Raw genomic sequence first — 26,501 nt, 5'->3', positions numbered from 1 at the left:
TCATTATTATCAGAAGGGAGAATTTAAAGATAATTGCCCCTTAACGTAATAAAGTGTAGACGAAAACTATAATACTAAGATCTTATCATTGTGCTTTTTTGTCATAAAAATAACAAAATAATTACTGTGTTATAAAACGGCCAAAATCGCTTAACGATTGCTGCAGCCCATTCATAGGCACAATAATAAAATCATCAAAAATTAACTTAGTTGGCTCTGGGTGTTGCGCTAGCTGCTTGCCTAACGCCTGCAATAGCTCAACCCTTAGGGGCAAAGGCGCTTCATTTGGTTGAAATGTCGTGCCAATTTCATAGTGTTCGCCGGCCATTGATTTCATTTCAATATGCGCCCCTAACACTGCACTAATTTTATTTCGCTCACTAAATTCACTTAGTGTTTGAATACTTGTTCGGTAATCTTGCCAATGTTTAACATAAACTACCCCTGGGTAAAAACTATCACCAGTTAACAACCACTGGGTTTGAGGGTCGTAAAGTGTTATTGCTTCTTCTTGGTGTCCTGGGGTTGGCAATATGATAATTTTACGTTTTCCTAACTCGACTGATATTTCTTCTGTCGCGTTATTACGATTAGCGGTAAGGAATTTCGTCAGGGCTTTTTCTGTCGGTAATACCAGTGAAACATTCTCTTGGTTTAAAAACTGACTATCGCCTGCATAATGGTCGCTATGTCCATGAGAATGCAGCACCAATAGTTCAAGTTCACTAACGCCCGCTTCAGCTTGATATTGTTGCATCAGCTGATTAACTTTTTGGTACAAAGGAAATTCAACGGCACTTTCAATAGCGCCGGTATCAAATAACAACGCCTTATTTTCTCCAAATAACAAATAGATAAATGGCGCTTCGAAATGCTGACACTTATTTTGTCGTAAAATATAGCTCGACGCTTGATAACGAAAAACCTCTATTGCTGGCTCAGTATTACTTTTACAGTCTTTACTACCGTGCCGCCATTTTTGTTCTGTTAAATAGCTATTGCTATCATCGCTGCTAATATCGACTTTAACTCGGATGGAATCGCGATCATTACTACTACAAGCCAGCAATAAAATAACCATAAACAAACTTAAAAAATATTTCATATTGATCCCTTTAACACTTTATAGCGGCTAGAAAAAAGCAAGCTTAAGCGCGTAACTTACATGTTGCAGAGCGACATAAAGCTTCGGCCGACGGCCAGCTAAAAATATACTCTTTCGCTTGGTTATTACACGGTGTCTGCCAAAACCCTGTGGCGATATTTTGGCCGCCCAATGACGCGTAAAATCCCATGGCATTTGTATTACAAGCCAGTACTTCTAAATAAAGTGGCGTACTCTGGTAGTATTGATTTGCCCACTCTGCGGCTGCATTCAATAATTGAGTGCCAACTCCACAGCCTTTGAAGGTAGAATCAATATGCAGGTTATCGATAATTGTGCCGTATTCTTGATGATTAGCACCGAAAACAGAAATAAAGCCAGCGAACTTACCATCAACTTTAGCGATAATGACCTGTTGATTGCTCTTTGGCTCAGTTAATCGCTTTTTCCAAACAGCGGTGCGCTCGGTAAACACTTTATCTTTTAGGTAATCCTTAGACAGTACCGGATGATAATTCTCCTGCCAACTTTTAGCATGCAATGCGGCAATGTTGTCAAGATCTTCTAATGTCGCATCTTTAAACTGAATAACCTTACAATTCATCTTATTCCCTTTTCTGTGCAGTTACTTCTAGTAAAATATTGCAGTTAATAAATAGCGATAGCTTTATTCGATAAACGGTAAATTAACAATGCCGCTTTCTCAATGTTCTTAGGTAAACTGGTTAAGTCGGCAACTTCATTTTTTGTGTGAGCGCCACTGCCCATTAAGCCCAAACCATCTAATGACATAGCAACGTGATCAGCGGCAAATGAGATATCTGCTGCACCAGCATTTCTCGGGTTTGCTATACCAATCTCGTTATAACCAAGGTCTTGACTAATTTGACTGTATAACGATAGCAAACGTTTATTGCCGTCAGTCAATGCCATAGGTGGGTAGCCTTCTTCAAATACTAAGGTTGCGTCAGTTTGGTTTAAGTTGTTTGAGACAATTTTTAGCATAACTTGCTGAGCATGAGCGGCTTGGGCGTTTGACAAAGCACGTAAATCGCCTCTTACCGTTACTTGCTGCGCGATGACATTACTTTTACCAAATGCCTCGCCTGTTGATTTTGCTTTATCAACCTCAACTTTTGTACCGCCAACAATGAGTCCTGGATTAAAAGTTAAGTCCTTTTCATTTGCTAACTCTATGCGAAATGCTTCTAAAATTCTGGCGGTTTCATAAATAGCACCAAAACCTGCGTGTTCAGAAAATATGCGTGAAGAATGCGCTGGCTTGCCAGAAACATTTAAGCTCCAACCTACATAGCCTCGGCGTGCTGCCATGCCAGTTGCGATATTGTTATCGCCATTTTCAAAACCTAACGCAACATCAGCCCATATCGCACCATCAACAATCGCTTTCTTTGATAAACTTAATGGTCTACCGCTACTTTCTTCATCACCGGTTAAAATCACTTGAATACTAACATTGTCGAGTAAGCCCAGTGTTTTTAATACTCTTAGCGCAGAAATGATAATAGTATTGCCGCCTTTCATATCAGCAACACCAGGGCCAGAAGCTTGTTTTTCACTGATGCGTTTAAACTTTTGAAAGTCATCATGCTTGGCAAAAACGGTATCTAGATGACCGATCATTAAAATTTTAACGGCATCGGCGTTTGGACTTTTATGTGTTGCAACAATATGTCCTGCACGATTAAAGGCACGGCCATCAAGCCATTTCACATCAAAACCTAAAACCGACAGTTGTTGCTCCGCCAGTTGCCCTACTTGCTTGACGCCAGCCAAGTTCATTGAACCGCTATTAATGTTTACCGCTTGTTCAATTTCTTGCAATGCCAACGGTAAATCCGCTTGCACTCGTTGCACAATTTTTTCTTCATTGGCATCAAGTGTATTGACTGGCTGTGCAAAAGCATTATTTTTAGCAATAGTTAAAGTAAAGAGTAATGGTAAGGAAGCGCAGAGAACGTTTTTAAGTAACATATTAGGTTTTTAAAGTAGCGAATAAGGCACACTTAATATCGTTTAAACAACTAATAATTACAAACAGAAAATGTTAAAAAATATTTACAAGGCACTAATAAATAAAGAACTTTACTTAGACCTAAATGTCATACTGAAAAAGCAAATAGTACTAGAAAGAAAGCTTACTGTATCGTTATCTGTGCTAGGTTGGGCGTTAATGCTTGCACTTGTTGTTGCTCTTGTTCAGAAAGTTCACCATACCAGCGCGGGTATGACCAACCATAGCCCCAGCGAAATTTCGTTGGTAAGTACGGCGTACCGCCAACACGCACTCCTGCAAGCATTAATGCTGCTATTTCTGGCTGTCCTACTTTAGCCACACAACTTTGCAATGCTTGATCAGAAGCAAGTCTTTGCTGATAAGTGCCTCCCTGCCAATAGTCGAGATCGTGCTGAATACAACAAGATAACCAAAGCTCCTTTTGTTCAAAGGTGCCATCAGGAAAGGCACTACAGCCATCACTGGTAAAAGCTTTTAAGGCATCGGCATTTGACGATTTATGATTAAAAATCAATACAGTAACAACTATCATCATAGTGAAAGTGATAATTTTATTCATCATTTTTACCGGCAATATTTTAACTTTTGCTTTTTCCCAAGCGATATTTTAACCACAGTTTATAATAAACGGCATTACAGGTTGGGTTATCATCCATTTTGCCATCACGATCACAGTCTGAGCCAGTTAGTGTTTTCACCACCCCCTGACCATATTTTTCAATATCATTCTGCTCGACTGGCACAGTAATGGTTACTTTCGGTGCGCCATCTATAAATTCACCAACGTCCTTATATTGTAAAAACTCCTCTTTACTTATCAACTCACTGATATCGCCAGCAATAACAGAAAATATTGGTAGATAAACAAATGCTCCAAGCAGCAATAATGTTGTTGTGCGCATAAATAAAAATAGTTTTCTAAATAGTGGCAAGATTTATATAACAAAATCAAAATGAATGGTAGAAATTTATCTTTGCCGTTAGATTGACGGGATATTTTCGTAATCGCCAATACTCGATATTAGTTATGATAGAGCGACAATATGCTTTTCTGGTTTTTTATAGTTATGGAGCAACGAGTTTACGAGTACCATTTGACTAATTAATGGGAATTAGTAGCTTTGCACTGTTACTCGGAGCCGACAACAATTCAATATCCATTCGGTTGGGCGATAAATACGATATTTAGGCTAAATTATAAGGACTTAACACAGAGATCATCACACTAACGGCAAGGACAATCTCTGTTACTGTCTTTACTATATTTACATCATCGAGTAACAGTCATAAGACGCCAGTTCTTTTTGCTCTCTTTTACGGTCTTTATAGGCTTCAATTTCACGCCATTTTCGCTTACCTTGTTTATTCACTTTCTTTTTTTGATTATCAATTTGCTCTTCAAACTCTTCAAAATCTTCAATTTGCCAATATTTATTATTCATCATAAGGACTCATTTAAGGTGTTTACGCATAAATTAATCAAATGTTGTGACAGAAATTTGAAAGAAAGATGACGAGATAGTGACAAAGAAATGAATAGCATTGCTGGGCGTAAATTCTAAGCAGCAATAGCAATCTATAAACATCTTGGTAAAAGGTATAAATAATAATGTGCTTATGTTGCACAGTTAAGTATTAGTATAAATAGTTGTAATTACGGGTGTGTACAGCCACCGGTTTCTATTTGTAGAACACTTTGCTCGACGTTAAATTGTTCTTTCAGTACTTTTTCAACTTGAAAGCGGCAAATTTCATCATGTTTTTCTAATGTGCATTTATGTTTTAGTACAATATGCGCACCGACAATCACTTCACCATTATCGCTTTTAACAATTAAGTTATGAATATTGTCGATGTGCTCTACTTTAGCCAAAGCTGATTCGATTTTCTTTAACGCAGGTAATCTAACGCCATTAAAGAACAATCCTTTAATACACTTGTAGAGTAATTTAGAGCCGGTAAAGAGTACGAATATTGAAATAAGAATACTCGATAATGAATCAAAAATTGTCCATCCTGTGGCATGTATTACAATACTAGTGACAAAAGTGACTATGGTTGATAGTAAATCAAAAAAGGTGTGCAAAAACACCGCGTAAACATTAACACTGTCTTTGCGGCCTTTATAAAGTATAAATGCTGAGGCGGTATGAAATAGAAAGCCTAGTGACGCAATTGACGACATCACGAAGGTATTAATTTCATGTTCGTCATGATGCTCATGCCCTAATAACCGGTCGGCACCTTGCAGTAAAATCCAGCAACTAATTAATAAATAAAGTACGCCATTAATTAATCCACCGGAAAGCTCTAAACGGCGATAACCATCACTAAAGGTTTGGCCAAACTTAATGGCCAACGTAGAGGCAATAAGCGCAATGAATAAAGAGCTATTATGCACAAACAAATGCCCAGCATCGGCGTAAACGGCAAGTGAATTGGCATAAAACGCACCAACAATTTGAATCAACATAAAAACACTGGTTATAGCAAGTGCAATAAGAAGTCGTCTTTGTGATGATTTATGTGTAGTTAGTGTTGTCATGTAAAGCCATATAACGCCGCGAGCGGATTCTTTAAAATATTATCAGTGCGATTTATTGCGCCCAATAAGCTTGATCTAAGCTATCTTCACGCTCAGGTAAGCCTCGTGATAAACGAGGTGAATGTTGCACCAGAACTTCATAGCTGGCTCTGTTGGCATATTTACTCATTTGCGATAACGATGAATAGGTTAATGCTGGCTGATTATGCTTGCTAGAATTGGCCATGGTATTTTTATGATAAACATTAGCACTTAAATCGTGCAATATCGCAGCAAGCGCCGCATCTCCGGCACCATTGGTATTCTTAATACTTTCAGGGCCTCCCATGTATGGCGCAGAATGAGTATAAATACGCATTGGCTTATTACACTCTTTTAGCAACATAGGTCGAGAATATTCATAACGATTAAAATCACTGATATAGCCCGAAATCAACGGGTATTCACTTTCACGTTTAAACTCTTCATCAACGTAACCCGCCATATACAAACCTTCTTTGCCGGCTGTGCAGATCACCATATCAACCCAGTCTAAGCATTTATCAGCAGCTTCTAACGGATCTTCAATGCCAGTTATTGCTAATGCTTCTTCTTCATTCATAGTTAATATGTTGACGTGCTTTTTAACGAAATCTCGCCAAAACTGTGGCTCTTCTTCAATTAAAAACTTAGTACCTAAGGTAAGCACAACGGGAACACCTGCAGCATTCGCACATTCAACAGCTTTAATCGCCGCTTCAGTCATGGTATCACCTTCTTGCGTGCGCATCAGGTATGAACTAATAACTAACGCGGATGCGCCAGCAATCAATGACTCATCTATCGAGTCTGGGTGTAACCGGTTAATTAAACCGGCATTGATACCAAACGTACGTTCGCCGGTATTATCAATTAGCGTAAAACAGCGACCAATCGGACCATCAACCGGTTGTAGGTAATTTAAGTCAACACGAGAAGAAGTGTTACTAATAAAACGATAGGCATAGTCGCCAACATGAATGTCTTTCGACATTACCCCTAACAAAACGGAGCGATCATCAGCCAATACAGAATAGTTATGAACCGTATTACCTATAGTGCCACCAGCAAATTCATAATTAACCAAAGACTCATCTTTTAAGCGCTGATACAAGCGTTCAGTAACTTCGTCAGAAATCACCTGCGACATGCCCCGTTGTAGATCAAACTCATCTAAAAAGGCTTGATCAACCTTTGCTTCAATATCAACCAGCACTTGGTCGATACCAACAATATAATTTTTAACAGTTTGTGGATCACAGTTTACTTGATTCGTTAACGGGTTTTTATTATCTACAGGGAAATAATGTTTATGCTGACGGCGTCCGGGGAACTTCATGAAGATTACACGGTTATTTTCAAAACAGCGATTATAGCGCAATGGGATTTGGTTTGACCAGACATCATCAAGAGAAATAAGCGCACTTTGCGCTTTTTCTAACCATAGCCAACAATTTTCTGCCCTCTTTGCTATAAAATATTACCACCTTTGCCTGTTAGCGACTCTTACCGGCATTAATTTCGTAAAATTAACAACACATAACTAAAGCCACTATATCTTTAATTATGTGTTAATGATGAATTTAACTATACTGAAATGAAAATAGCGTGTCATGACTAAGGTTCACATGCCATATGCTAAAATATAAAAGCCAAAATAAATTTTTAGTTCAGTTGTTATTGTGCAGGCCAAAAAGGAAATCACTTGGATATCAGCGCTAGTAATAATGCTTTAGATGATAATGTAAAAAAAATATTTGACGTCACTCCTGTCGCTATGGTGTTGTCACGAATCGATGGTAGTTTTGAGTATGTAAACCCCGCACTACTTGACTTGCTAGGCTATACAGAACAAGAAATTTATCGCAAAGATATTATTATTTCTCATCCTGAGGAAAGTCAAATCAATGCTGAAATTCGGCACAAACTGCAAACAGATCCCTTTACACCAATCACTATTGAAAAGCGCTATATTACTAAATCAGGCCATGTAATTTACGGCATGCTTACTATGGTTGCTCAACCTGATGATTATGGAAAGGTAAAACGCTTTATTGCCCAAATTGTTGACTTAACCGAAAGCAAAAAAATTGAAAATACTCGAAAGCTCTTTAGAACTTTAATTGACCACTCTAGTGACGCCATTTTTGTTATTGACCCAGATACAGCAAAATTTTTAGACGCAAATAATACCGCCTGTATAAATTTGGGCTATAGCTATAACGAAATTCGAGAACTTGGTGTTATTGATATTGAAGCAATTTTACCAGACAACTTTTCCTGGCAAAGGCATGTAGTAATGGTTCAAGAATCTGGTGGTATGGTAATTGAGGGCAAACACAAACGAAAAGACGGCTCAACCTACCCCGCAGAAATTTGCGTTAATTATGTTAGCCAAAATGGCAATGATTATATGATTGCAATTGTTCGAGATATAACCAAACGAAAGGCTGATCAGCAACTTATTTGGCGACAAGCCAATTTTGATAGCCTAACTGGCTTAGCAAACCGTTGTATGTTGAATAGCCGACTAACTGAAAGTATTCAAAAATCTCAACGAACAAAGCAAAACGTTGCCATACTCTGTCTCGACCTTGACCACTTTAAAGATGTTAATGATAAATTCGGCCATGCTTCTGGTGATAAAGTCCTAATCGAAGCCGCAAATCGTATTAAAAGCTGTGTACGAAATACCGATGTTGTTGCACGTATGGGGGGAGATGAATTTACCATAGTTATGGAGGGTATCGAAAACCTTGAGCATACAACTCGCGCTGCAAAACAAATTATTGAACAACTCTCAAAGCCATTCACCTCTGGACTCATTAAAAGCTATATTTCAGCGAGTGTTGGTATCGCATTTTACCCAAAAGATGCCAATAGCAGCGAACTATTACTCAAATATGCGGATCAAGCTATGTATGTCGCCAAAAGCTTAGGACGCAAGCGGTATCATTTGTTCAATCAGTCTATTCAAGCAAATATTAATGCGCGCAGCTGGATGAATAGTGAATTACGTGCATCAATAGATAGAGAAGACTTTCATTTAACATTTCAACCTATCATTGATTTATCAAACGGACGATGTCGCAGTGCTGAGGCGTTAATTCGTTGGACTCATCCTGAAAAAGGTATTATAGACACCAGCCAATTTATCGCTGCAGCAGAAGAAAATGGTATGATTTGTGACATTGGCGATTGGGTGTTTTATCAGGTTAGCCACCAATTAAAAATTTGGCGTGAATTATTTGGCGATGACTTTCAAATATCTATTAATACCTCACCGATACAGCTAAGAAATTTTAATAGTAATTTAAAAGATTGGTGTCGCCAATTAGAAAAACTAAACGTATCTGGTAACGGTATTATTATCGAACTTACCGAAGGTACCATAATGGATTTAAACAAAGGCGCTGACGAAGTGTTAGCCTTATTTCGAAATAAAGGAATGCAAATAGCAATAGATGACTTCGGTACCGGCTACTCTTCGTTAGCCTATTTGAAAAAGCTCAATGTTGATTATGTAAAAATTGATCGCTCTTTTGTTAAAAACCTGTCAGATAATGAAGATGATATCGCGCTATGCGAGGCAATCATAGTATTAGCACACAAGTTAAAATTGCGAGTTATTGCCGAAGGCATAGAGACATTAGAGCAAGCAACATTATTGGCTGATATAGGCTGCGACTATGGGCAAGGCTACTATTTTTCTAAGAGTATTGGCGCCACAAACTTTGAACAATATTTGTTCAAAAAAAGAAATACCTAAATAACTAATTTAAAAATTCAATTTACTTATGGTTAGAAATTGTTCTGCAAACGTAAATAATTTCGCTGGTCATCTCAATTTATGTCCAAAATAATAACTTTTCAATATATCTATTCTGTTCAATCAACAATCGAAATACCAGCGAGAATTCAAATAATCAAAGCAGTAAACTTACTTTAATTTCTGTCGTTGTAATACAAGTTAAAAACGATATGTCGCATAAACACCGGCAGCACGGTCAAAGTTATCATCTAAATTATAGCCATTTTCTTGCGCATCAAAGTTTGAATAACCAACAAATGCACCTATATCGGTGCTCTTACTGTACGCATAATTAACACCAATACTTGCTTCGTGGGCATCATCTTGAGTAAAGTCTTTCAAATCTCGATAGGTGTAGTTAACACTCGCCGTCCAATCTCTTGCTAAGTTCTTTTGCAGGCCAATAGAATAGCGAAATTCATCTTTATTTTTCAGTTTCTCTTCATCCCATTTTACATAGCCTAAAGAGAAAGTCATCGCGATATCTTTATCAAAAACATATTTTCCGTTTAAGTCAGTACCGTAGGCGACAGAGTCACCATTTACATTCGATTCTTGATAGCCTCTAAAACCTAAACCAATGGCTAACTCTAAACCTTTGCCGTTATTTTTACGTTCTAGTACGCGATAATTAATACCACCAAAGCCTAGTGTTAAATCATCTGTTAGGCCGTATGCTGCGTTTAAGTTCAGTTCAGCTCGGTCATCGTCGTCTTCTTCTACCCATGCAATAGCACCGCCAATGGCTACTGTGCCATCAGTTAATGTTAGTGGTCGTAATACTGGATTTTCCGGATATTTAGTCTCTGCATAAACCGTTGACGAAGACAATAGTAAAGCAGTAATAAGTAGTGATTTTTTCATAATGTAATTCCCTATGCGTAATGTTCAATTTGTTGATGAGGGAATCATAAAGACTTGTTACGTTCGATTCTTTATGGCTTTTGTGGATGAAATGTATGCTGAACGTGAGAATTTGTAAGATGACTACATTTTGTATATGTTACCTAGGACAAGCATATTTTCTATAAATACTGCCATTGGCCAACTTTACCTTAACTAGCAACAGTAATTTCCTGCTTAATTACCTAATAACTTCACTATTTGTTGGTATGACCAAGTCGCCGTATTTTCTGAACCGTCGCCTGTTGTGTTAATAAATTGAATAACAACTGCATCGATGTCACTGTGATAATTGGCAATACTTTGATAGCCAGGTAACCAGCCTGAATGATTAAACCAATAAACCGAGGCATAAATACGTTTTTCTTCGGGCGTAAGCAAGGTACCTGTATTGAGTGCCCTAATGAAGATGGCAATATCTTTAACTGTCGAAATCATTGAACCACCAGGAATAACATAATCTTGCCTCGAACGTTCTACATTTTCCCAATAGCCTTTCGCTAACAACGGCATGTCTATTTCAGCCAATTCCAAATACGTATCGTGCATAGCCAGCGGAATAAGTATATTTTCCTTAATAAATATTTGATGGCTATAACCTAGCGCTTTATCCAATACTTTAGCTAACAATAAATAATTGGTATTTGAATATTCATATTTACTGTCTGGGGCAAAATCCGCTGGTTTATCTAACGCGTAGGCTAATGTAGCGTCAATGTCCCTATGAGCATGTTGCCAACTAAACCCCACCTGACTGTCAAAGTCAGCGATACCGCTTCTATGCTGAATTAACTGTTTAATTGTAATGATATTTGAATTTTCTATTCTGTCTGCCCACTCAGGTAACCAAGTTGATAAAGTGTCATTCAAAGACAATTGCTCTTGAACAATTATCTTACTCGCACTGACGGCAATAAATAATTTGCTGATACTCGCAATTTTAAACAAAGCTGATGTGCTCGCTGGCACGTTCTCGGTTTTATCTTGTAAACCTGCACTGTAGCTTGCTTCATGTTTAGAAGTTTGATCAACATAAACAAAAATACCATCAATTCCTCTATTAACTGCACTATTTAATACCTCCTCAATGGTTGCCGTGCTACTAGGCGTGTTTGAAGTGGGAGTCTCAATATTGTTTTGTTTACTACTACCTCCACCACCACAGCTGGTAAGCAGTACAATAAAAAACACCCAAAACACTCTAATAGAAAAATTTATACAAACCATATTTAGCACCAACAAAACTTAACGTTCTTAAAATAACATTAACAAATACACCTGAAAACTCTAAAGCACACCATAGAACATCAAGTAATTTAAACCTTTTGTTATTCATTAGTTACTAAACTAGTAAAAGTCTAGGATTACGATGAAATATCTCTTATTGGTATACCTTATCAGCTGCTACAGCTTAGGTTCAGATTTCACAAAAATAGAAAGTCGTTTGAAACAATACGCCACTAGCGTAAGCCAAGGTAAGGAAGAAGGCGTCACTAGCTTTTTAGTCTATAAAAATAATCTACGTCTTTTTGAACATTACGCACCAAACTACAATGCCAACGACACTCACGATTTGCGTTCAGTCACAAAATCATTAACGGCAATACTAGTCGGCATAGCAATTGAACAAGGTTTATTTCCCAAAACTACTGAAAATATCACACCTTATATCAATAACATAGCTGCTAACAATACTCATCTTAAGCAAATCACATTTAGCGATTTACTTACCATGCGCACTGGCCTTGCTTGTGATGATTGGGTACCTGCATCACTCGGCAATGAAGATAAAATGTATTTAAGCGCTAATTGGGCGAAGTTTTTCATCGATTTACCGTTTAGCCATACCCCAGGAAAGCATTTTTCTTACTGCACCGGTGGTGCAGTTTTAGTTGGTCATCTGCTAAACCAAACTCTCAACAATGATTTTGAAAGCTGGTCAAAACAATATCTTTTTTCCAAACTCAATATTTCAAACTATAAATGGAGCAAAACACCTTATGGAGTTGTTGATACTGGTGGCCATATATTTATGACAGCACGTGACTTAGCTAAAATAGGTCAACTTATTTTAAACAATGGGAAATATAACGAACAGCAAATTCTGCCAAGTTACTGGCTTGATAAGATGACCTCTTCACACACTAAGGTTTATGAAAGACCTTATGAATATGGCTATTGGTGGTGGTTATTGCCGCCTAAAAAAACGCTAAATAATATAACTAAGAAGGCTGAACTAATATTCGCGTGGGGTAATGGTGGCCAATATTTATTTATCTCACCAAAGAATCAATTAATCTTTGTTTTTACCGGGACTAACTACAATTCAAGAAAAATGTTATTGCCACAATTGAAAGTAAAAAAATGGCTATCATTAATACATTAAAGCTTGTTGTAACACGTTAAATATCAATAGGTTCCATCAAAAACTAAAAAACCGCTAAAAGCGGTTTTTTAATTGGTTATACTTATAAATATAAGGTTATTAAATCATTAACCCAATATTTTTTACCATCTTTTATAAGTGCCTGTTGTTCCTCTTTTAAGAAATCTAGTGCTTCTTTCGTTCCTAAATCACCTATAGCCTTTAATGACATTGCTTTATCAGACCATGAATTGCCATTGGCATATAAAGATTTCAGCAATTCTAATTCATCAACCGCTTTAAGAATTCCAAGTGAAGAGATTGCCGCTTGGCGTTTATACTCATCGTCCGAAGAAGTTAATTCTTTCAAAAATGGTATAGCTGACGGATTGTTACCAAAGCCTAACTGGTACACATCTAAATACGATGATCCCTTCTTAGCCTTGCTTTTTAATTTTGTAATTAGAACTTCTACCTCAGCATCTGAAATTGACTGTTTATACACAGCCGCATTAACTTTAGCAGATAGCTCTTTTATCAATAAACTTAATGGCTCATTCAAAGTAGGCTCGATAACCTCATCAAAACTCCATACGGGTACTTTACCTCTACGTATAAAAATTCCCACCGGAGTTTTAACATCACCATTAACTATGTCTGCTTTTAAATAAGTAAATGTTACAAATGGCGAGAAGCCATTCAACCTATGATTTTTCATATAGAGTTTTTGAACATCAATATCTAAAGCTTCGCTTGACTCAATACTTACTGGAATACCACGAGCTAATAATTCTAGTTCGGTATTTTTCTTCAAGTAACCTATTGGTTCAATAGGATTGGCGCCCATTTTTAGCTCTGCACTCAGTACACCTGTACTAAATACTTTTTCATCTTCCGCTCGACTATCATTAACAACAAGCTTTTTGCTTGCTACATTGTCGGCATCAATATAAGCAATATTCGATGGTGTTGGTGTTTTAACAATATAGGATGTTGGAGCACAGCCCTGAATGAAAACAAAGCCAGCCAATAAAATTAATTTTTTCATTTTTCCCTTCTTATTTTTATTTACACACATAGTCAATTATGTTTATCAATGATAATAAATAGTCGCCAACTTTAATAGTAAAAATGCTTATAAAGGCCTAATAATACTGATATTATTAACTGATAAAATTATATATTAAGGGAATAGTTCAATGAATAAAATGTTAACATTAGTCGCAATACTAGCCACTTTATCAGCTTGCAAATCGACTAATACTTCACAAACAACAAATGCCGTAGAAGCAAACACAGTAGAAACTGTCACTAACTCAGTCAATGCTCAAAATAATAAAAATACATACTTCATTTTAAAAACTGTACCGTTTAAGAAAGAGAATAATATTGCAGACAATGTAAAAAATGAATGTCACCAATTAGGCACTAATTTTTCAAATTCAATTATTAAATACGCACAAAAATATAATTTAAATGTTGTTCAAGTTGATTCAAAATTGCCAACAGAGGGCAAAGTAATCAATATTTCCATCGACAATGTTTATAGCGGCGGGAATGCTTTCCTTGGTCATAGAAAACAAGCTAGTGTTAGTGCACGTTTAACCAACAATGGTAAAGTGATTGCGAGAACAAACAAAACCAGAAACTCAGGCGGAGGCTTTTTAGGCGGATTTAAGGGCTCTTGCTCAGTATTAAATCATACGGTAAATACGTTGGGCAACGATATTGCTAAGTGGTTAAAAGCACAATCATAACTGATAGAGATTAAATTTCTCTCTTCTGCTAATGTCGACTTTTGCTAAAGTAGTGGGAAGTTACCGCTCATTGTAATTTTGCAGCATAGATTTAATAACAGTTCACCCTTTACTCATAATAAGCCTAGGGTGAACTGTTAATTCTTCTTACTTAAGCAATTATTCTTCAGGCATAAATTGCTCAGTTTCGTCCATCGACAATAACTTTAAACTAGCCTTTGAATGACGTCTAATTTTGCGGCTAAATTGCTTTTGTTGAAGCTGAGATAATAAATGTCGATATCTAGGATTTTTACTTTTCCCTAAGACTTTACAAAGCCAAGCAACCCCATCAGCTGTATATGCGTTTTCAGAACTTCGCTCTAACCACGCTTTTTTTTCTACTAAATCAAGTGTATCTTGATTCAAGTTACTCTCTAAATAGACTTTTTTGGCAAGCTGCTGAAGCTCAGTACCACTTACCAACATGAGCTGTTTTTCCAATGAAAACTTATCTGCTACATTAACAAGTTCAGGGCTAACTTTTATAATAAAACGTGGCACAATTTCGGCGTTAACATTTGCAGCAGAAAACTGGATTTTACCCAATCCTTCATAAATATAAGTGATATGAGGTTTTTTAAATGTTAAGGAGTTTCCCTCATATATTTCAACATCATTAGGAGTACCTAGTTTTGCCTTAACTATTTTGTCTGTTTCTCCACCAACAAGATTGTTAAAGATGTCTTGACGACTATCGCCAAAGCTACCGATATTTTTTTCATTGCTTTTCACTAGCTCAGTTTTAAGCTGATCTGCTACTTTTTTTACTACAACAACATCTGAAACTACATTGCCAAATTGATCGGAAATCCAAACAGAGGAAGTATCATTGGCAAGCTCCCCTCTAACAATATACTCTTTATGCGCTTCAGGGAAAAAAGTCACAATACCTTCAACCGAAATTAAATCCGAATTATCAAATATTTGGTTTATAGGCGCAGCATATTGCAAAGCCCCTTTTAATTTAACTTTTACCGAAGGGGTTGCTACTTTTCGAGACCAGCCAGCAAGTACCAAAGTCGAACCTTGATTTTGAGAAGCACTAAATGTGGCTCTTTGCGCATTGTATACATTCTTATCAGTAATTTGATCAACATAAAAAACGGCGGCTTTACTTCTATCAAAGCGTTGATAGCTATCAATAATCGTTGCAGTTGTCCCGCTATAACCTTTAGGTAACGAATGGTGGATTGTCTGACAGCCAAAAAGAAAAACTGAGAGGGTTATTAAAATTATATTTTTCATTTTAAATCCTTTTTACTTTATATAATTAATTGCTTTTAGGTATCGATTTAAGAAATAACTCAATGCTTAATCAAGCAACTATATAGTTTTTCCCATTAAATCGAAAGCCCATGATTTAGAAGCAAAAGTAAAGTAATGTGCGATTGGAGTTTACTTGACTGTACGGTGCCTCAGTCGATTGCATGAATGCAGGAAATAGAGCAATACAGGGAACAATTACCGAGCCGACGATATCCCAGAAGCGTGTTGCACGCTGTGCATATTATACTCGGCCACTGAACTCACCATAGAGCCCTGCTCAGCTAAAACTTTATTTATCCATCTGTGTAGCGTTTGAATTCTACTTATCTATTATCCAGAACAACAACAGCTCTAATATTACATCTGCTATTAAACTTAAAGGTTTGGAGTGTATTGAACAGTTTGGCGTCGGGGTGCCGACTACACGCAAGGGGGAAATAGACACAGATCTCCCCCTTGCATCCCCCACTGTGCCGTGCTCAGCTAAAACTGAAATAGTAATTTTTGCCATTATCGATACCTGACGAATGCTCGTCCCTGCGCGACGTCAGTTCCAGCCATCCATGGCTGTCATCGATTAACTGCTGATAAAAATTAACATTTCAACGCTGAGACGGGAATTTAAAGCTCGTTGTACTCTTGGTTGCTTTTAAATAAAACACTTGGAGAATTACGAAAGATAGAAACAAACACCAAGTCTGCTTTGGGAAAATGTCTAAAGAAATCATCAATATCATCTATTGCTGACAGGATGTCAGCCAAGTGAAGTAGCACATGGATGTGCGTTCTGAACGTTTGCTCGAATATTGATTATTTATGAAGAAAAACATTTTTTAGCAGCGCCGTGGAGACCGGAGAGCTTTACTTCAACATAGTGCGTTTAACCCTATTCTTTTTTTGGGTGTCGTCGCCACTACGACAATATAATTAATTATTAAGCATAATTGCTTGGAGCGTATTGAACAGCTTGGCGTCGGGGTGCCGACTACACGCAAGGGGGAAATAGACACAGATCTCCCCCTTGCATCCCCCACTGTGCCCTGCTCAGCTAAAACTGAAATAGTAATTTTTGCCATTATCGATACCTGACGAATGCTCGTCCCTGCGCGACGTCAGTTCCAGCCATCCGTGGCTGTCATCGATTAACGGCTATTAAAAATTAACATTTCAATGCTGAGATGGGAATTTAGAGATCGTTGACGTAACAGCTAACACAATTACCATTTAGAGAATTACGAAAGGTAGAAGCAAACACCAAGTCTGCTTCATTAAACGCCGGAATGATGGCCAATATTCACGTATCACTGGCATGGATGCCAGTGAAAGCGCTGTTGGAACACGGACGTGCCATCAGCGCTGGTACGTCGAAAAATATTGGCCGTCATGGAGGAAAAACGTTTAATGCAGCAGCGCCGGGTGAGTCCAGAGAGGGTTCGGCGTTTAACCCTCTTTGGGTGTCGTCGGCACCCCGACACCAAACCAGTAAACAAATTTCAAGCCGATAAATTTACCATAAATATCCGTTTAATTTAATCCTTTGGCTGTCGTCGCCATCAAGACTGATTAAATTGCATATAGAACCAAACAAAAAAACTTAAATCAATAAATTAAATACTCCAGCTATTGGTTCCACTGCGTCCATTTACTGCTTTATTATCCAAAGCCATTAATGTATAAATACATGTATTAAATAAAATTTATTAATGGAACTAATATGGCAGTATTTTATTATTTTAATGTCCAAGCATTACCAGATTCAGAAAAATATGGTTTTATAGGTGAACAAGGTTACGAGTCAATTTTCACTCATTTATCAGAAGCTACTCATAAAAACATGAGTAACAAAACGATAGGAAATATGGCTGTAAAACTTAAAAATGATTTTTATTTTGCCCCTGTAAAAATTGAGATTAAAGACGGTTATGCACAAGGTTTTTTTAGAAAATTCGATCAAGTTACCTCGTTAAAGGATTTTTACACAAACTCTGATGTTGAATTTAGCGGAGAAAGAGGTTTAGTAACGAGTAAAGCATATAATTTTCATTTTGTTTTTGATTTTAAAAAACACATATTAGCTATAAGTGACTATGAAAATCGCATACCAGCGCCGTCTATTTTAGAAAATTGCTTCAACGAACTTATTTCATTAGAGCTAGATAAGATTTCAGCTAATCACCATATTGAATGTTTTTCATTAAAAGATGGTACGGAGTTAAAAATACTGCTTGATGCACCAAAATTCAAAAGTATCAATTCTTCGATTACATTTTCAAATCCCGATGATATCGAAGAATTTTTGGACGAAAATATATTAGAAGGAGAGCTAAGGGAGCATGGTGTTAACAGATTAAACGCCAACTTTATTTCAGCTCCAAAAGGTTATATGACAGGTTTGCCTAAAATAGCTAAATCTATATTAAAATTGTCAACGAAATTTGGTGATGCTAAAGGTAAATACTGGGATCCAGTTATTGAGAAATACAGCTCATTTGCCCTACACAACTTTCCAGTAAAAATCCCTATAAATAGAGGGAAAAATATATCTGAAGATCAATATTTTGCAGATATTCATGCGTCAATAAATCAAGCAGATGATAAAACAAAGGGCTAAAAATAAATGTCTAGTATATATAAAGTTTATAAAGTTTTGCTAAAAGTTCCTATTTTAGGTAAGTATTTCAAAGTTCTAAACGCTTATGCTTATAAAGGGAACCCTCTATATACTAGAAGCGTAGCACCATATAGCCTTTGGAAGAAACGGGTTTTTCCAGCATGGATAAATTCCCTAATAATATCCGTTATTATAAGTTTAATTGTTTATTGGACAAAAAATACATCATATGACCCGGGGGAGTATATTGTAGGTGCGGTACCCGATTTACTCGGTTTTGCAATAGGTGTTTTTGCACTTATTTTTGTACTTCCAAATGGCTTAAAAGACTTTATAAAAAGAAATGGAGGCAATAAGTTTCCAATAGAAGAAATTCCTGCTGATGTCGCATACCCGTTAATGGGTTTAGTATTAGCTTTAACAGGCAGCTTTTTCCTCGAGCTGGTAAACGACCAAAATAAAATTGCATTATTTTTTGAAACTGTTTTGGTAATTTATTCAATTGAAATGATTATTGAAATGGTTATGTTTATTTATTCCTTAAATCGAATGAGTGTTTCAAGCGTAATAGGAATTAAGAAAGAGCGCTTTTATGATAGACAGAAAATAAATAGAAATAATAAAAAAACCCGCTAGAAGCGGGTTTTTATTAAGAATTACAAGCTGTAAGCTACTCGCTTACCAACCCGTTTTCTCTTTAAGTGCAGAGCCAATCTCAGCTAAAGAACGAACAGTTTTAACACCAGCCGCTTCTAATGCTGCGAATTTCTCATCAGCTGTACCTTTACCACCAGCGATAATTGCGCCAGCGTGACCCATACGCTTACCTTCTGGTGCAGTAACACCAGCAATGTAAGATACTACAGGCTTAGTAACGTTAGCTTTGATATATTCCGCCGCTTCTTCTTCAGCTGTACCACCAATTTCACCAATCATTACGATTGCTTCAGTTTGTGGATCGTTTTGGAACATTTCCAATACGTCGATGAAGTTAGTACCTGGGATAGGGTCACCACCAATACCTACACAAGTAGATTGACCAAAACCAGCATCTGTTGTTTGTTTCACGGCTTCGTACGTAAGCGTACCAGAACGTGAAACGATACCAACTTTACCTGGTAAGTGGATGTGACCTGGCATAATACCGATCTTAGTTTCGCCCGGAGTGATAACACCTGGACAGTTAGGACCAATCATACGAACGCCAGTTTGCTCAAGCTTAACTTTAACGTCAACCATGTCTAAAGTTGGGATACCTTCAGTGATAGTTACGATAAGTTCGATGCCAGCATCGATAGCTTCTAAAATAGCGTCTTTACAAAACGGTGCAGGAACGTAGATAACTGTTGCAGTTGCGCCAGTTGCTTCTACGGCTTCACGTACTGTGTTAAATACTGGTAAACCAAGGTGAGTTTGACCACCTTTGCCTGGTGATACACCACCAACCATTTGCGTACCGTATTCAAGTGCTTGTTCTGAGTGGAATGTACCTTGACCACCAGTGAAACCTTGACAGATAACTTTAGTATCTTTGTTAATTAATACAGACATTATTTGCCCTCCGCAGCTGCAACAACTTTAAGTGCTGCGTCAGTTAATGATTCAGCAGCGATGATGTTAACATCAGAGCTTGCTAATACTTCACGACCAGCTTCAGCGTTAGTACCTTCTAAACGTACAACTACTGGAACTTCAACGCCTACTTCTTTAACAGCAGCGATAATACCTTCAGCGATCATGTCACAACGAACGATACCACCGAAAATGTTAACTAATACTGCAGATACGTTGTCATCAGAAAGGATAATTTTGAATGCTTCTGCAACACGTTCTTTAGTAGCACCGCCACCAACATCTAGGAAGTTAGCTGGCTTGCCGCCGTGTAAGTTAACGATATCCATGGTACCCATTGCAAGGCCAGCACCGTTAACCATACAACCAACGTTTCCGTCTAATGCAACGTAGTTAAGTTCCCACTGTGCAGCGTGCGCTTCGCGCTCATCTTCTTGAGATGGATCGTGCATTTCGCGGATTTTAGGTTGGCGGTATAAAGCGTTACCATCAACACCAATTTTGCCGTCTAAACAATGTAAGTTGCCAGCGTCAGTAATAACAAGTGGGTTGATTTCTAATAATGCGAAATCAAAATCGTTGAACATTTTTGCCAGACCCATGAAGATCTTAACAAATTGCTTCATTTGTACTGGGTTTAAACCCAATTTGAAGCCAAGTTCACGTGCTTGGTAAGCTTGTGGGCCTACAAGTGGATCAATTTCAGCTTTGTGAATTAACTCAGGCGTTTCTTCAGCAACTTTCTCGATTTCAACACCACCTTCAGTAGATGCCATGAATACAACTTTACGTGTACCACGGTCAACAACAGCGCCAAGGTATAATTCGTTAGCGATGTCTGTACAGCTTTCTACTAAGATTTTAGAAACTGGTTGTCCGTTCTCATCTGTTTGATAAGTAACTAGGTTTTTACCTAACCAGTTTTGTGCAAATTCTTTGATTTCTTCTTTCGTTTTAACTAGCTTAACACCGCCAGCCTTACCGCGGCCACCAGCGTGAACTTGAGTTTTAACAACCCACATATCACCGCCGATTTTATCAGCAGCTTCTGCAGCTTCTTGAGGGGTATCGCAAGCGAAACCTTCAGAAACTGGTAAACCATATTCAGCGAATAATTTTTTCGCTTGATACTCATGCAAATTCATGGTGTTTTTCCATTTATCTGTAGATGAAAATGGCAATAATTTTGAAGTAAATTACTACCATCGAAAAAAGTCGATCGATTATAGTATAAAAGCTCTAAGGAACCTAGTCCTTAGAGCCTAATACTATAGTCTAAATCAAACAAAAGGTTTTAATTAATAAAGCCTATTAGATGTTAACTATATGTTTAGCAATAAACGTGTTGGATCTTCTAACAATTCTTTAATTGTTACTAAGAAGCCTACTGATTCTTTACCATCGATTAAACGATGATCATAAGAAAGTGCTAAGTACATCATAGGTAAAATTTCAACTTTTCCGTCAACTGCCATTGGGCGGTCTTGGATTTTGTGCATACCTAAAATACCCGCTTGAGGTAAGTTAAGAATTGGCGTTGAAATTAATGAACCAAAAACGCCGCCGTTAGTGATAGTAAAGTTACCACCTTGCATTTCGTCCATGGTTAATTTGCCGTCACGACCTTTAATTGCTAGGTCGCGAATGCCGTTTTCAATACCAGCCATGCTTAATTGGTCAGCATCGCGTAATACTGGTGTTACTAAGCCACGTGGCGTAGATACTGCAATCGATACATCAAAAAAGTTGTGATATACAATATCATCGCCGTCAATTGAAGCATTTACTGCTGGGTAGCGTTTAAGTGCTTCAGTTACCGCTTTCACGTAGAAAGACATAAAGCCTAAACGGGTATCGTGAGTTTTCTCAAACACGTCTTTGTATTGCTTACGAAGATCCATAATTGGCTTCATGTTAACTTCGTTAAACGTTGTTAACATGGCCGTAGAGTTCTTCGCTTCAAGTAAACGTGTGGCAATTGTTTTACGTAAACGTGTCATTGGAACACGTTTTTGCGTACGCTCGCCTAATGCAGCAGATGCTTGTGCAGTTGGAGCCGGCGCTGCTGGTGTAGGAGCCGCTTTTGGCTTGTTAGCAGCTGCTTCAACGTCTTCTTTCGAGATACGACCGCCTTTACCTGTGCCAGTAACATCGGCAGCAGTTAAGCCTTTTTCTGTCATTAAACGACGCACTGATGGACTTGCTAGTTCATCTGAACTAATGGCTTCTTCAGCAGAAGCTGCTGGTGCTGCTGCGGCAGAAGCGCCAGCATTTAATTCACCAATTTTTTGCTCGCCTAAAACGGTATCGCCTTCAGCATGAATAATTTTACCAATTACACCATTGTCTTGAGCAACAACTTCTAGTACAACTTTATCGGTTTCGATATCAACCAAGTTTTGGTCAACAGAAACTGTATCACCTTCAGCAACATGCCAAGTAGCTACTGTAGCGTCAGCAACTGACTCAGGTAAAACAGGTACAACGATATCAATAACTTTACTAGCACCACTTGTTGCAGCTGGCGCAGCGGCAGGAGCAGCACTTTCGTTGGCCGCAGCTGCATCACCTTCAGCTAAAATGGCGATAACTTGTTCACCTAATACTGTTGCGCCTTCAGCTTGGCTAATTTCAGTGATAACACCGTCTGATGTTGCTGGTACTTCAAGTACCACTTTGTCAGTTTCGATATCAACTAATACTTGATCACGAGATACTTTATCGCCTACTTGTACATGCCAAGTTGCTACTGTTGCATCTGCAACTGATTCAGGTAAAACGGGAACCTTAATTTCGGTTGTCATTTATTTTATTCCTTACACACTCTTAATTAATCTCTTTATAAAAAAGAGGGTCTATTCTACATTAAGCGCGTCATGAACTAGCGCCTGTTGCTCTTTAACATGTACTGACATATAACCCACAGCTGGTGCTGCAGAAGCCTTACGGCCGGCATATGTCAAATAAGTACCTTCAGGGATTGCCGCTCTAAAGTGATGCTGTGAACAGTACCAAGCACCTTGGTTTTGCGGTTCTTCCTGACACCAAACGAATTGCTTAACATGGCTGTATTTTTCAATTTCAGCTTTTAGCTCTTCTTCTGGGAATGGGTATAATTGTTCAATACGAATGATAGCGACATTGGTTTGCTCATTCTTACGACGTTGCTCAAGTAGCTCGTAGTAAACCTTACCACTACAGAACACTACACGTTCAACACCTTTGGCATCGATATCATCAATTTCACCAATAACATTATGGAAAACACCGGTCGACATTTCTTCTAATGAAGAAACCGCTAATGGGTGACGTAATAATGATTTAGGTGACATCACCACTAATGGACGACGCATAGGACGAACCACTTGACGGCGCAACATATTAAATACTTGCGCTGGTGTTGACGGTACACAAACTTGCATATTGTGATCAGCACAAAGTTGCAAGAAGCGTTCTAATCGAGCCGATGAATGTTCAGGACCTTGACCTTCATAACCGTGTGGTAACAACATAGTTAAACCACACAGGCGGCCCCACTTTTGCTCACCCGAACTGATGAATTGGTCAAATACCACTTGTGCACAGTTAGCAAAGTCGCCAAATTGCGCTTCCCAAATGGTTAAGCCTGATGGTTCAGCTGTAGTATAGCCATATTCAAATGCTAATACCGATACTTCAGAAAGTACAGAGTCATGAACATCAAATGGACCTTGGCCTTCACGAATGTTTTGTAGCGGTAAATGTTGGCTGCCATCATCTTGACCATGTAATACGGCATGGCGATGGAAGAAAGTACCACGGCCAGCATCTTGACCGGTAATACGCACGCGCTTACCTAAATCAACAATAGATGCATATGCTAAGTTTTCCGCCATACCCCAATCGAGTAATTTTTCACCGCTGGCCATTTTTAAGCGGTCATCGTAAATCTTTTTCACACGATTATGGACATTATGGTCAGCAGGGATTTCAGCGACTTTAGCAGCAAGCTCTTTTAGCTTATCTACAGAAATTTCTTTCTGGTAATCGTCATCCCAGTCATGGCCTAAATACGGAGACCAATCAACAGAATGTTCTGTCATTGGGCGCCATTGCTCGACCGTGCATTGCCCTTCATCGAGTAATTTACGGTAATAAGCCGTTAATTCATCCGTTCTTGCTTTACTTAAAGAACCTTCAGCATTCAACTTATCTGCGTAAAGTTGACGAGGGGTTGGATGTTTTTTAACTTTTTTGTACATCAGAGGCTGTGTAGCGCTTGGCTCATCAGCTTCGTTATGCCCGTGGCGTCGATAACAAACTAAATCGATAACAACATCACGCTTAAATTCATTTCGGTAATCTAAGGCAATTTGCGTTGCCAAAATAACCGCTTCAGGATCATCACCGTTAACATGAAGAATTGGCGCTGAAACCATTTTGGCAATTTCAGTACAGTACTCACCACTGCGAGTATCTTGCGGATTTGAAGTAGTAAAGCCTACTTGGTTGTTCACCACAATGCGAATAGTACCGCCAACTTTAAATGCACGTGCTTGTGACATATTAAAGGTTTCTTGTACCACACCTTGACCGGCAATTGCTGAATCACCATGAATGGTAATTGGTAATACTAAATCACCTTGGTCACAATCACGACGATCTTGTCTGGCGCGCACAGAGCCGATAACAACGGGGTTAACGATTTCTAAATGCGACGGGTTAAAGGCCAATGCTAAATGAACATTACCACCTGGTGTTACAAAGTCTGAAGAGTAACCTTGGTGATATTTAACGTCACCAGAAGATACTACATCATCGTGTTTACCGCCAAATTCATCAAATAGTTTTGACGGATTCTTGCCCATAACGTTAACAAGTACGTTTAAACGTCCACGGTGAGCCATACCCATAACAACTTCTTTAGCGCCTTGCGAGCCAGCACGAGTAATAAGTTGTTTTAGCATAGGTACTAATGCGTCGCCACCTTCCAATGAAAAGCGTTTTGCACCTGGAAATTTAGCACCGAGATACTTTTCAAGGCCATCTGCTGCAACTAAGCCTTTAAAGATTTCTTCTTTTTCTTCAACGCTAAGTACCGCTTGCGATTGCACTGACTCTAGTCGTTGTTGTAACCAACGCTTTTCATCAGTAGAGGTAATATGCATATATTCCGCGCCAATTGAACCACAATATGTAGTTTTCAACGCTTTATATAACTCGCCAAGTTTCATAGTATCTTGGCCAATCGCCAAAGAACCTACTTTAAACTCACGATCAAAATCGTTTTCCGAGAGTTCATGGTGAGATAATTGCAAATCACGCACTTTATCACGTTGCCATAACCCTAGAGGGTCAAGGTTAGCATTTTGATGTCCGCGAAAACGAAAGGCGTTAATAAGCTGTAAAACTTTAACTTGTTTAGCATCAGAACCACCAGAAACAACCACAGTTTTATGAGTTTGTTGAGCTAGCTCTTTAAATTCGTTACGGATTTCAGAATGCCGATATTCAACGTCAGCACCTTCAATTTTTGGAAGTTGTTGGAAAATATCTCGCCACTCTGCTGAAACAGATTGCGAGTTATCCAGATAAGATTCGTATAATTCTTCAATATAAGCAGCGTTTGCACCACTTAAATGGGAAGACTCTATCCAAGCCTTCATAGCACCTTCGGGCATTGCCTGTTCCTTTATGGGATAAAAGCAATAAAAACAAATTGTCTAATAAAAATAGCAGAGTATTTGTGTAACAAGATAAATACCCTGCTGTCTTATATTAAACCGCTCTTGTCAGCAACATTGACTTAATATGGCCAATGGCTTTAGTTGGGTTTAATCCTTTCGGACAAACATCAACACAGTTCATGATACCGTGACAGCGAAATACGCTGTAGGCATCTTGTAAATCATCTAAACGCTCTTCTGTTGCTGTGTCACGGCTATCGATAAGAAAACGATAAGCATGTAACAAACCAGCAGGACCGATGAATTTATCAGGGTTCCACCAGAAAGAAGGACAAGATGTTGAACAACATGCACATAAAATACATTCGTAAAGACCGTCTAGTTTTTCTCGGTCTTCAATTGATTGTAAATGTTCACGTGCTGGCTGTTCTTTACCGTCATTAATTAGGTATGGACGGATTTTTTCATATTGATTATAGAACTGTGTCATATCAATAATTAAATCACGTACAACCGGTAAACCAGGTAATGGGCGTAATACGATTTTATTTGCTTTAACAGCAGATAATGGCGTAATACAAGCTAAACCATTTTTACCGTTCATGTTCAAACCGTCAGAGCCACATACGCCTTCACGACATGAACGACGGAATGATAATGTTGAGTCTTGTTCTTTTAATAGAATCAAGGCATCAAGTACCATCATATCTGAGCCTTCTGGGATTTCCAGCTCATAATCTTTCATGTAAGGCTTGTTATCAACATCAGGGTTGTAACGGTAAATAGAGAAAATTTGTTTCAT

23 protein-coding genes are annotated in these 26,501 nt (G+C 38.2%); 6 read left to right on the top strand and 17 right to left on the bottom strand.

Annotated features, from left to right (window positions below):
- Positions 1 to 121: 121 nt before the first annotated feature.
- The 8 genes from AC27HL_RS11450 to AC27HL_RS11415 form a co-directional block, all read right to left on the bottom strand.
- Entirely contained in the window at positions 122 to 1,105 is a 984-nt protein-coding gene (locus AC27HL_RS11450) for an MBL fold metallo-hydrolase (protein ID WP_487081122.1), read from the bottom strand.
- Between the two features lie 43 nt (positions 1,106 to 1,148).
- Positions 1,149 to 1,709, bottom strand: a complete 561-nt coding sequence (locus tag AC27HL_RS11445; protein WP_487081121.1) for a GNAT family N-acetyltransferase — start codon at positions 1,707 to 1,709, stop codon at positions 1,149 to 1,151.
- Between the two features lie 44 nt (positions 1,710 to 1,753).
- Positions 1,754 to 3,100 (bottom strand): M20/M25/M40 family metallo-hydrolase, encoded by a 1,347-nt coding sequence (locus AC27HL_RS11440; RefSeq protein WP_487081120.1) that lies wholly within the window; start codon positions 3,098 to 3,100, stop codon positions 1,754 to 1,756.
- Positions 3,101 to 3,264: 164 nt separating this feature from the next.
- A complete protein-coding gene (locus tag AC27HL_RS11435; protein WP_487081119.1) occupies positions 3,265 to 3,705 on the bottom strand; it encodes a hypothetical protein in 441 nt (146 codons plus the stop codon).
- Positions 3,706 to 3,721: 16 nt separating this feature from the next.
- Entirely contained in the window at positions 3,722 to 4,045 is a 324-nt protein-coding gene (locus AC27HL_RS11430; RefSeq protein WP_487081118.1) for a hypothetical protein, read from the bottom strand.
- A 363-nt stretch (positions 4,046 to 4,408) separates the two neighbouring features.
- Positions 4,409 to 4,588 (bottom strand): DUF3545 family protein, encoded by a 180-nt coding sequence (locus tag AC27HL_RS11425; protein WP_487081117.1) that lies wholly within the window; start codon positions 4,586 to 4,588, stop codon positions 4,409 to 4,411.
- A 209-nt stretch (positions 4,589 to 4,797) separates the two neighbouring features.
- On the bottom strand, positions 4,798 to 5,688 hold the full coding sequence (locus AC27HL_RS11420; protein ID WP_487081116.1) for a cation diffusion facilitator family transporter: 891 nt from the start codon (positions 5,686 to 5,688) through the stop codon (positions 4,798 to 4,800).
- A 52-nt stretch (positions 5,689 to 5,740) separates the two neighbouring features.
- Positions 5,741 to 7,045 carry an inosine/guanosine kinase gene (locus tag AC27HL_RS11415; RefSeq protein ID WP_487081115.1) on the bottom strand — a complete coding sequence of 435 codons (1,305 nt, stop codon included), beginning with the start codon at positions 7,043 to 7,045 and terminating at the stop codon, positions 5,741 to 5,743.
- Positions 7,046 to 7,411: 366 nt separating this feature from the next.
- On the opposite strand from AC27HL_RS11415, the gene AC27HL_RS11410 reads away from it, so the two are divergent.
- The gene (locus AC27HL_RS11410; RefSeq protein ID WP_487081114.1) at positions 7,412 to 9,475 is read left to right on the top strand and encodes a putative bifunctional diguanylate cyclase/phosphodiesterase; all 2,064 of its coding nucleotides are present in this window, start codon (positions 7,412 to 7,414) and stop codon (positions 9,473 to 9,475) included.
- A 201-nt stretch (positions 9,476 to 9,676) separates the two neighbouring features.
- On the opposite strand, the gene AC27HL_RS11405 is transcribed toward AC27HL_RS11410, so the two are convergent.
- Both AC27HL_RS11405 and AC27HL_RS11400 read right to left on the bottom strand, forming a co-directional pair.
- The gene (locus AC27HL_RS11405; protein ID WP_487081113.1) at positions 9,677 to 10,381 is read right to left on the bottom strand and encodes a porin; all 705 of its coding nucleotides are present in this window, start codon (positions 10,379 to 10,381) and stop codon (positions 9,677 to 9,679) included.
- A gap of 216 nt (positions 10,382 to 10,597) precedes the next feature.
- The gene (locus tag AC27HL_RS11400) at positions 10,598 to 11,647 is read right to left on the bottom strand and encodes a serine hydrolase domain-containing protein (protein ID WP_487081112.1); all 1,050 of its coding nucleotides are present in this window, start codon (positions 11,645 to 11,647) and stop codon (positions 10,598 to 10,600) included.
- Between the two features lie 142 nt (positions 11,648 to 11,789).
- On the opposite strand from AC27HL_RS11400, the gene AC27HL_RS11395 reads away from it, so the two are divergent.
- Positions 11,790 to 12,806 carry a serine hydrolase domain-containing protein gene (locus tag AC27HL_RS11395; protein ID WP_487081111.1) on the top strand — a complete coding sequence of 339 codons (1,017 nt, stop codon included), beginning with the start codon at positions 11,790 to 11,792 and terminating at the stop codon, positions 12,804 to 12,806.
- Positions 12,807 to 12,888: 82 nt separating this feature from the next.
- Here the strand turns inward: AC27HL_RS11395 and AC27HL_RS11390 are convergent, their stop codons facing one another.
- On the bottom strand, positions 12,889 to 13,833 hold the full coding sequence (locus AC27HL_RS11390; protein WP_487081110.1) for a HEAT repeat domain-containing protein: 945 nt from the start codon (positions 13,831 to 13,833) through the stop codon (positions 12,889 to 12,891).
- A 151-nt stretch (positions 13,834 to 13,984) separates the two neighbouring features.
- On the opposite strand from AC27HL_RS11390, the gene AC27HL_RS11385 reads away from it, so the two are divergent.
- Complete coding sequence (locus AC27HL_RS11385) at positions 13,985 to 14,542, top strand: hypothetical protein (RefSeq protein ID WP_487081109.1); 558 nt, start codon at positions 13,985 to 13,987, stop codon at positions 14,540 to 14,542.
- A gap of 159 nt (positions 14,543 to 14,701) precedes the next feature.
- Here the strand turns inward: AC27HL_RS11385 and AC27HL_RS11380 are convergent, their stop codons facing one another.
- Positions 14,702 to 15,829: a hypothetical protein gene (locus AC27HL_RS11380; RefSeq protein WP_487081108.1), complete on the bottom strand. Its 1,128-nt coding sequence runs from the start codon at positions 15,827 to 15,829 to the stop codon at positions 14,702 to 14,704.
- Between the two features lie 1,352 nt (positions 15,830 to 17,181).
- Here AC27HL_RS11380 and AC27HL_RS11375 point away from each other — a divergent pair.
- The 3 genes from AC27HL_RS11375 to AC27HL_RS11365 all read left to right on the top strand — a co-directional run bounded on the left by AC27HL_RS11375 (position 17,182) and on the right by AC27HL_RS11365 (position 19,097).
- Entirely contained in the window at positions 17,182 to 17,355 is a 174-nt protein-coding gene (locus AC27HL_RS11375; protein WP_487081107.1) for a hypothetical protein, read from the top strand.
- Between the two features lie 209 nt (positions 17,356 to 17,564).
- Positions 17,565 to 18,461: a DUF4747 family protein gene (locus tag AC27HL_RS11370; RefSeq protein ID WP_487081106.1), complete on the top strand. Its 897-nt coding sequence runs from the start codon at positions 17,565 to 17,567 to the stop codon at positions 18,459 to 18,461.
- Positions 18,462 to 18,467: 6 nt separating this feature from the next.
- Positions 18,468 to 19,097, top strand: a complete 630-nt coding sequence (locus AC27HL_RS11365) for a hypothetical protein (RefSeq protein WP_487081105.1) — start codon at positions 18,468 to 18,470, stop codon at positions 19,095 to 19,097.
- Positions 19,098 to 19,139: 42 nt separating this feature from the next.
- Here the strand turns inward: AC27HL_RS11365 and sucD are convergent, their stop codons facing one another.
- The 5 genes from sucD to AC27HL_RS11340 all read right to left on the bottom strand — a co-directional run bounded on the left by sucD (position 19,140) and on the right by AC27HL_RS11340 (position 26,501).
- Positions 19,140 to 20,012 (bottom strand): succinate--CoA ligase subunit alpha, encoded by an 873-nt coding sequence (gene sucD / locus AC27HL_RS11360; protein WP_487081104.1) that lies wholly within the window; start codon positions 20,010 to 20,012, stop codon positions 19,140 to 19,142.
- Positions 20,012 to 21,178, bottom strand: a complete 1,167-nt coding sequence (gene sucC, locus AC27HL_RS11355) for an ADP-forming succinate--CoA ligase subunit beta (RefSeq protein WP_487081103.1) — start codon at positions 21,176 to 21,178, stop codon at positions 20,012 to 20,014. Before sucC ends, sucD begins: the two co-directional genes overlap by 1 nt.
- Positions 21,179 to 21,355: 177 nt before the next feature.
- Complete coding sequence (odhB, locus tag AC27HL_RS11350; protein WP_487081102.1) at positions 21,356 to 22,837, bottom strand: 2-oxoglutarate dehydrogenase complex dihydrolipoyllysine-residue succinyltransferase; 1,482 nt, start codon at positions 22,835 to 22,837, stop codon at positions 21,356 to 21,358.
- A gap of 51 nt (positions 22,838 to 22,888) precedes the next feature.
- The gene (locus tag AC27HL_RS11345; protein WP_487081101.1) at positions 22,889 to 25,693 is read right to left on the bottom strand and encodes a 2-oxoglutarate dehydrogenase E1 component; all 2,805 of its coding nucleotides are present in this window, start codon (positions 25,691 to 25,693) and stop codon (positions 22,889 to 22,891) included.
- A 97-nt stretch (positions 25,694 to 25,790) separates the two neighbouring features.
- Positions 25,791 to 26,501, bottom strand: coding sequence for a succinate dehydrogenase iron-sulfur subunit (locus AC27HL_RS11340; RefSeq protein ID WP_487081100.1), 711 nt, complete (start codon positions 26,499 to 26,501; stop codon positions 25,791 to 25,793).

The organism is Colwellia aquaemaris, assembly GCF_057548755.1.
Note: the sequence above shows the minus strand (reverse complement) of the source record. Positions and strands in the feature narration are given on the sequence as shown.